This is a genomic window from Pseudoalteromonas prydzensis (genome assembly GCF_001661495.1).
Taxonomy (GTDB): domain Bacteria; phylum Pseudomonadota; class Gammaproteobacteria; order Enterobacterales; family Alteromonadaceae; genus Pseudoalteromonas; species Pseudoalteromonas prydzensis.
This window is the reverse complement of record NZ_BDDT01000008.1, coordinates 149,285-155,365: the sequence shown is the minus strand read 5'-3', so window position 1 is coordinate 155,365 and position 6,081 is coordinate 149,285. Positions and strand designations below refer to the sequence as shown.

The window sequence follows — 6,081 nt, the reverse complement described above, 5'->3', positions numbered from 1 at the left end:
ATACCCATAAATCCTTCACTCAAGTCGCACTTTTAAAAGATAATCGGGGTGAAACGCCGATTTCTTATGGCCGTATTGATACTTCAAAATCCGCGCTGATTAAACTGGCTAAAAAAATTCAATCACAATTTCCTAAAGCCACGCTTCATTTTATTTATGAAGCTGGGCCATGTGGATATTGGACAAAAACGTTTTAGAGTATTTATTTGGTAATTCCTAATCAGCCGACGTGTCAGCGGTCGGCTGCATTTTCTTGTAAGTTTTATAGTGCAATACTCTAGTGTTTACACCTAAATATTCATAAGCCGCAGCAGCCTTCATTACCAAATCTTCGTCTCTACACAGAAAAAAATGACAAAATGAAGCAACACCTGCATGCGTCATATCACTAAAGGATGCCCGAAATCTTCTATCTTTTTTCATTTTTGAATCACGATAGTAACCGAGAAAATTTAACTGGTGATAGACTGCGTTGACTTTCTCTTGAATAGTTCTTTCTCTATCCGAATCTGCTTCAAAGCTACGAGGTTTCACTCCAAAAAATGTTTCTATACCAATTCCTGAGAATTCTTCAATGCCTGATAAAATCTGCCATATTTTTTCCACCACGTTTGGCGGTTTTACATTTTTTAATATAACTGGCCCAATTCCCGTTTTGGCCTCGAACTCTGAAACTGGGGATTCGCCTCCTTCATCAAGTTCCTCTGCTACTCTCGAAGATTGACTGCTCATCAACGCAGGCAAATCTGCAATAAGCTTTTTGATACTTTCTATATGTATGGTTTCATCTAGCGCAATTTCGTCAATTCCCTCTAAAGCTTCCATCATGTACTTTTGTAAATCAACAGAACCTTGCTGAAAGATTTCTCCAAAAGACTTATCTGATTGTCCCCCGTAAAATTTCATGAGCATCTCAGACATGCCAAAATCGCCACTACAGCTTTCCGATTGATTTGCTAAAAAGCGCTTATAGGTATCACTTGCTAGATGTAGTGGCTCGCGAACATAATCCCTCTGACTTGATTACATCGTACATTTTGGACTCACATTAAGTGAGAATATGACCGGTGCCTGACTCACTTTAATTGACAATGAACTCACGCTAATCGAGAACGGGCTTGCAAACATAATCAGTCGGCTCACTTTATTTAAGAATAACGACAGTTCATAAAAATGGACGTTAAAAGATACCGTTCGTTAGTTTATGCATATAAAGCAGCCTGCGCCATTACTTATTTAAGCGTCAAAACTTAAAGCGTGAAAGCTTAGGTATGTATCGGTTAGTGTCAGACTTATATTTTAGAAAATCATCGCCATGCACTTTCTTCAAATAAGGCTCTTCAATTTGTCGAACAATCACTTCAATGCAAATCCAACATACAAAAACACATGCCCAAAGCAGCAAATGTGGGAACGTTATACACACCCCTGCCCAAAATAGAAAAATACCTAAGTAAATGGGGTTGCGAGACTTTGCGTAAATCCCGTGGGTAATAAGTGCAGTCGTTTCTTGCTGGTCAACGCCAATACGCCATGAATCTCCCATTTGAATTTGAGACAACAAAGTTACAGCAATTCCGCAGGCGCCAATCAAGGAGCCGAGAAGCTGAAATGGAATTGAAGGAACAAATAGTAGGGGCGCACGTCCTAAGTAACCAAAAAGAACTAGACCAAATGCAAAGCAAAACGTAACCACGAATATAGCCCCTGGTACAATTTCTATTAATGGTGCGTTTATAGATGCTGCTCTTATACCAAAATCACCATTTCTCTTATATTGAACAAAGCTTCTACCGAGGACGGCTAGCGCCAAAAAACTACTAATTAAAATAAGCGAAACCATATCTATCCTTATCGTACATGACGTTAAGAATATGATTGTAAAGTCTATACTTAATAAAGAGTCAATAGGTACCTAAAAATCGTTCAGGTAAAACTTGGGCATTTACGAATAAATGCCCAAGAACACTACTGATCCCCTTTACTATGCACGAGTCGATAGAGTACAGGCAGCACTACCAGTGTTAGCAAGGTTGACGATATTATCCCGCCGATGACCACCGTGGCCAAAGGCCGTTGCACCTCTGCACCTATGCCCGTATTGAGCGCCATGGGCACAAATCCAAGGCTTGCCACTAGTGCTGTCATTAATACCGGACGCAAACGAATAAGTGCCCCTTCAACAATGCTATTCTCTAATTCTCCGGTTTCTAGCAAACGTTGCTTGATGAAGGACAGCATTACCAATCCGTTTAATACGGCAATCCCAGACAACGCGATAAATCCTACCGACGCGGATATGGATAAAGGCATATCCCTTAACCAAAGAGACATTACACCGCCTGTTAATGCCAAAGGGATACCTGTGAAGATAATCAACGCATCGCGTATAGAACCAAACGCAATTACCAGCATTGTCAAAATCACAAACAACGTAACCGGTACCACAATCGTCAATCGTTGACTCGCACTTTCGAGCTGCTCAAAGGTTCCACCATAGTCGAGCCAATAACCAGCAGGTAAATCTACTTCATCATTAATTCTCGCCTGAGCTTCTTCAACAAAAGTGCCAATATCTCTGTCACGCACATTTGCTGTGACAACAATACTACGTTTGCCATTCTCCCGGCTTATTTGGCTAGGTACTTCTTTAAATGCAAGTGTGGCTAATTCGCTTATTGGTACATGCTCACCAGAGGGCGTGACTATGGGAACGCTCTCAAGCTGAGTGAGTTCATTTCGAATGTCGTCGGCATATCGCACGACAATTTCAAAGCGTCTGTCGCCTTCAAAAATCATTCCAGCGGTTTTTCCACCTGTCGCAGCATTGAGCCATAACTGCAAGTCGGCTATATCCAAACCAAAGCGTGCCAATTGATTAGGCTTTGGTGTGACGGTGAAGATTGGAATGCCTTCTACCTGCTCAAGCCTCGCGTCATCAGCCCCTTCAATCGTTGAAATAACGGACAAAATGTCAGAAGCAGATGCAAAGAGGGTATCTAAGTCATCCCCAAATAGTTTTATGCCCAAATCTGCCCTTACCCCACTGATCAATTCATTAAACCGCATTTGAATAGGTTGGGTAAATTCATAATTATTGCCGGGCAAGGTAAACAAGTCCTCTTCAAACGTTTCGACTAGCTCGGCTTTAGTCATTGATGGATCGGGCCATTGTTCCCTAGGCTTCAAAATAACAAACGTATCAGTAATGTTGGGCGGCATAGGATCGGTAGCGACCTCACCCGTACCCGTGCGACCGAATACCGTCTGAACTTGCTCATACTGCATAAGTTTCGCTTCAAGTGCTTTTTGCATTTCAACCGCTTGTTCTACCCCAGTCCCAGGGATGCGTATCGCTTGTACTAAGATATCACCTTCATTGAGCTGGGGAATAAACTCGGAGCCTAATTTACTGCCCATCCATAAACTGCCGACAACCAAAGCACTCGCTGCTACTACCACTAGCCATCTAAAACGCAGCGCTCCGGTTAAAACAGGACGATAGACTGCCTTTGCACCTTTAATAATTAGGCTTTCTTTTTCGCTAATTTTACCTCTCATGAAAATTGCTATCGCCGCAGGCACTACGGTAAAACAAAATACCATTGCGGCAAGCAAAGCCATTATCACGGTCGCTGCCATGGGGTGGAACATTTTACCTTCGACGCCAGTGAGCGTGAACAAGGGGATATAAACAATGGTAATGATCAATACACCAAACAAACTGGGGCGTATGACTTCATTAGTGGCTTCATATACAACATTCAGCCTTTCTTTGAGCGGTAGAGTAGCGCCGTTTTGTTTCTGGGATTCGGATAATCGTCTGATACAGTTTTCAACAATGATAACTGCGCCATCGACAATCAAGCCAAAATCCAGTGCGCCTAAACTCATCAAGTTAGCAGACACATCTGTTTTGACCATGCCCGATATCGTGGCAAGCATTGCCAAGGGTATTACAGCGGCGGTAATAAGTGCAGCTCGCACATTCCCAAGCAAAACGAATAGCACAACGATGACAAGTAAAGCGCCCTCGACGAGGTTTTTCTGCACTGTGTCGATGGTTTTGTCAACGAGGCTTGTCCTATCGTAAACCGCTTCAAGGATTACGCCCTCGGGTAAGCTTGTTTTAATGGTTTCGAGCTTACTGTCCACAGCTTTGGCGACCGTACGAGAGTTTTCTCCCACTAACATCATTGTCGTGCCAATCACTGTTTCTTGGCCATTTAACGTGCCGGCTCCAGAGCGCAGCTCTTTACCGAGGTTGATTTGGGCGATGTCTTGAATTTTTACCGGTACGCCATCAATGATCTTAACAACCACTTGGCCGATATCGTCGATGCCCTTAAGTTGGGCTTCCGATCTGATCAGTACTTGTTGCCCATTTTGTTCTACAAAACCAGCGCCTTGATTCGCATTGTTGCGTTCTAGCGCACTGAGAAGGTCACCTGTACTTATCCCAAAGTTTATCATTGCGACTGGATTAGGATTCACATGATATTGCTTTTCAAATCCGCCTATCGCATAAACCTCGGTCACCCCCTCAACAAGCGACAATTGGGGCTTAATTACCCAATCATGGATCTCCCTTAATGCCATAGCATCATAGGGTTGACCGTTGTCCTGTCGCGCCTGAGGCTCAGCACTTAACGAGTACATGTAAATTTCACCCAAGCCTGTGGAGATAGGGCCCATTTCAGGGGTTAACCCTGTTGGCAATTGCGCCGCGATGGCGGTGAGACGCTCGTTGACGAGATTTCGTGCGAAATATAAATCAGTGCCCTCTTTAAACACGACTGTGACTTGCGACAAACCATAGCGTGATATCGAGCGGGTATACGATAAATTAGGCAAACCGGCCAGCGAGGTTTCAACTATAAACGTTATGCGTTGTTCAGTCTCCAAAGGCGAGTAACCTGGGGTTGCGGTATTTATCTGCACTTGCACGTTGGTGATATCAGGCACAGCATCAATCGGCAATTGTTTGTAACTGTACATACCAAAAAAGGCGACAAACAAGGCGAACAACATCATGACACCACGTCGCTCAATGGATAGACGGAGTATTGGTGCTATCATGTTCTCACCTCACCGTTTTTATGGACTTGGCTTTGCTTTTGACAATAAATGCGCAGGTAATTAGTCATCATCGCCCGCCTCCATTTTTAATAAATCAGCTTTTAGTAGATAGCTATTTTCTACAACGACTTGCTGGCCTATTTGAACGCCCTTCACAATCTCTACTAAACGGTTGTCCGTGTTCCCAAGCTTTACTTGGCGGGGGTAAAATCGCTCCCCTTCTTTGACAAAAACAATGGTTTGCCCATCTAACTCTTGTATTGAACTTTTGGGGAGAGCCAGATTGACTTCTTGGAACCCAATCTGAATATAACCCTCTACCATAGCGCCTAAAGGCCAATAACCACTGCCATTATCAACGTTCACAAACGCGATAGAATAAGGTTTGTCATCAGGTGAGGACGTAATGTGGCTTATACTTGATTGTTGCTGCAATTCCTCAAGCCTTAAAGTGACTTCCATATCAGCGGCAATACGAGTACGTTGTTTGGGGAAAATAGCCAATTGAGCAATTGCGCGAGAGTAATTAGCAACAGAAAGCAGTACTTGACCGTTGGTGAGCTCACCATCATTGGCGTGTCTAGCTATGATTTTTCCAGACATCGGTGAGGTGATTGAGTATTGATTTAAACTCTCGTTTGACTCAATGATTGCCAGTGTGTCACCTTTTTCTACTTTATCTCCAATATTCACCATGATACGTTTTACAACACCGTCGAAGCGGGCACGAATATGACTCAGTGACGCAGGATCATGAACTATCCGCCCAAAGGTTCTGGTTGTGAGCGATAATGTTCCTGATGCGGCCGATGCAGTCACGATATCGTGTTCAAGCATCCGTTCTTGAGATAACACTACGTACTCGGGTCTTTCTTCGGCTTCCTCATCGTCATCATCAGCCAGGGCGACAGAAGCAAACAGTAAAGTAACTAGCATGACTAACATGCCAAGCAAGTCACGTGCGCTAGTAACTAATGTAAATTGTGATTTATTCATTATTTT

At 43.4% G+C, this 6,081-nt stretch carries 4 protein-coding genes and 1 pseudogene; 1 reads left to right on the top strand and 4 read right to left on the bottom strand.

The features are described 5' to 3' along the window. Nucleotides 1-185: pseudogene (locus tag A7968_RS23365) on the top strand (IS110 family transposase); the annotation flags it as partial. Between the two features lie 31 nt (nt 186-216). On the opposite strand, the gene A7968_RS15255 reads toward A7968_RS23365, so the two are convergent. The 4 genes from A7968_RS15255 to A7968_RS15240 all read right to left on the bottom strand — a co-directional run bounded on the left by A7968_RS15255 (nt 217) and on the right by A7968_RS15240 (nt 6,075). Continuing rightward, entirely contained in the window at nt 217-921 is a 705-nt protein-coding gene (locus A7968_RS15255; RefSeq protein ID WP_064667430.1) for a hypothetical protein, read from the bottom strand. Nucleotides 922-1,243: 322 nt separating this feature from the next. Then, nucleotides 1,244-1,843 carry a methyltransferase family protein gene (locus A7968_RS15250; protein ID WP_064667429.1) on the bottom strand — a complete coding sequence of 200 codons (600 nt, stop codon included), beginning with the start codon at nt 1,841-1,843 and terminating at the stop codon, nt 1,244-1,246. A gap of 125 nt (nt 1,844-1,968) precedes the next feature. Beyond that, nucleotides 1,969-5,079: an efflux RND transporter permease subunit gene (locus A7968_RS15245; protein ID WP_064667428.1), complete on the bottom strand. Its 3,111-nt coding sequence runs from the start codon at nt 5,077-5,079 to the stop codon at nt 1,969-1,971. 60 nt (nt 5,080-5,139) lie between these two features. Then, nucleotides 5,140-6,075 (bottom strand): efflux RND transporter periplasmic adaptor subunit, encoded by a 936-nt coding sequence (locus tag A7968_RS15240; protein ID WP_036973832.1) that lies wholly within the window; start codon nt 6,073-6,075, stop codon nt 5,140-5,142. Nucleotides 6,076-6,081: the final 6 nt, after the last annotated feature.

Excerpts from the sequence above, each read along its gene's own strand:
- A7968_RS15240 (WP_036973832.1), bottom strand. The coding sequence starts at position 6,075 with ATGAATAAATCACAATTTACATTAGTTACTAGCGCACGTGACTTGCTT.
- A7968_RS15255 (WP_064667430.1), bottom strand. The coding sequence starts at position 921 with ATGTCTGAGATGCTCATGAAATTTTACGGGGGACAATCAGATAAGTCT.
- A7968_RS15250 (WP_064667429.1), bottom strand. The coding sequence starts at position 1,843 with ATGGTTTCGCTTATTTTAATTAGTAGTTTTTTGGCGCTAGCCGTCCTC.
- A7968_RS15245 (WP_064667428.1), bottom strand. The coding sequence starts at position 5,079 with ATGATAGCACCAATACTCCGTCTATCCATTGAGCGACGTGGTGTCATG.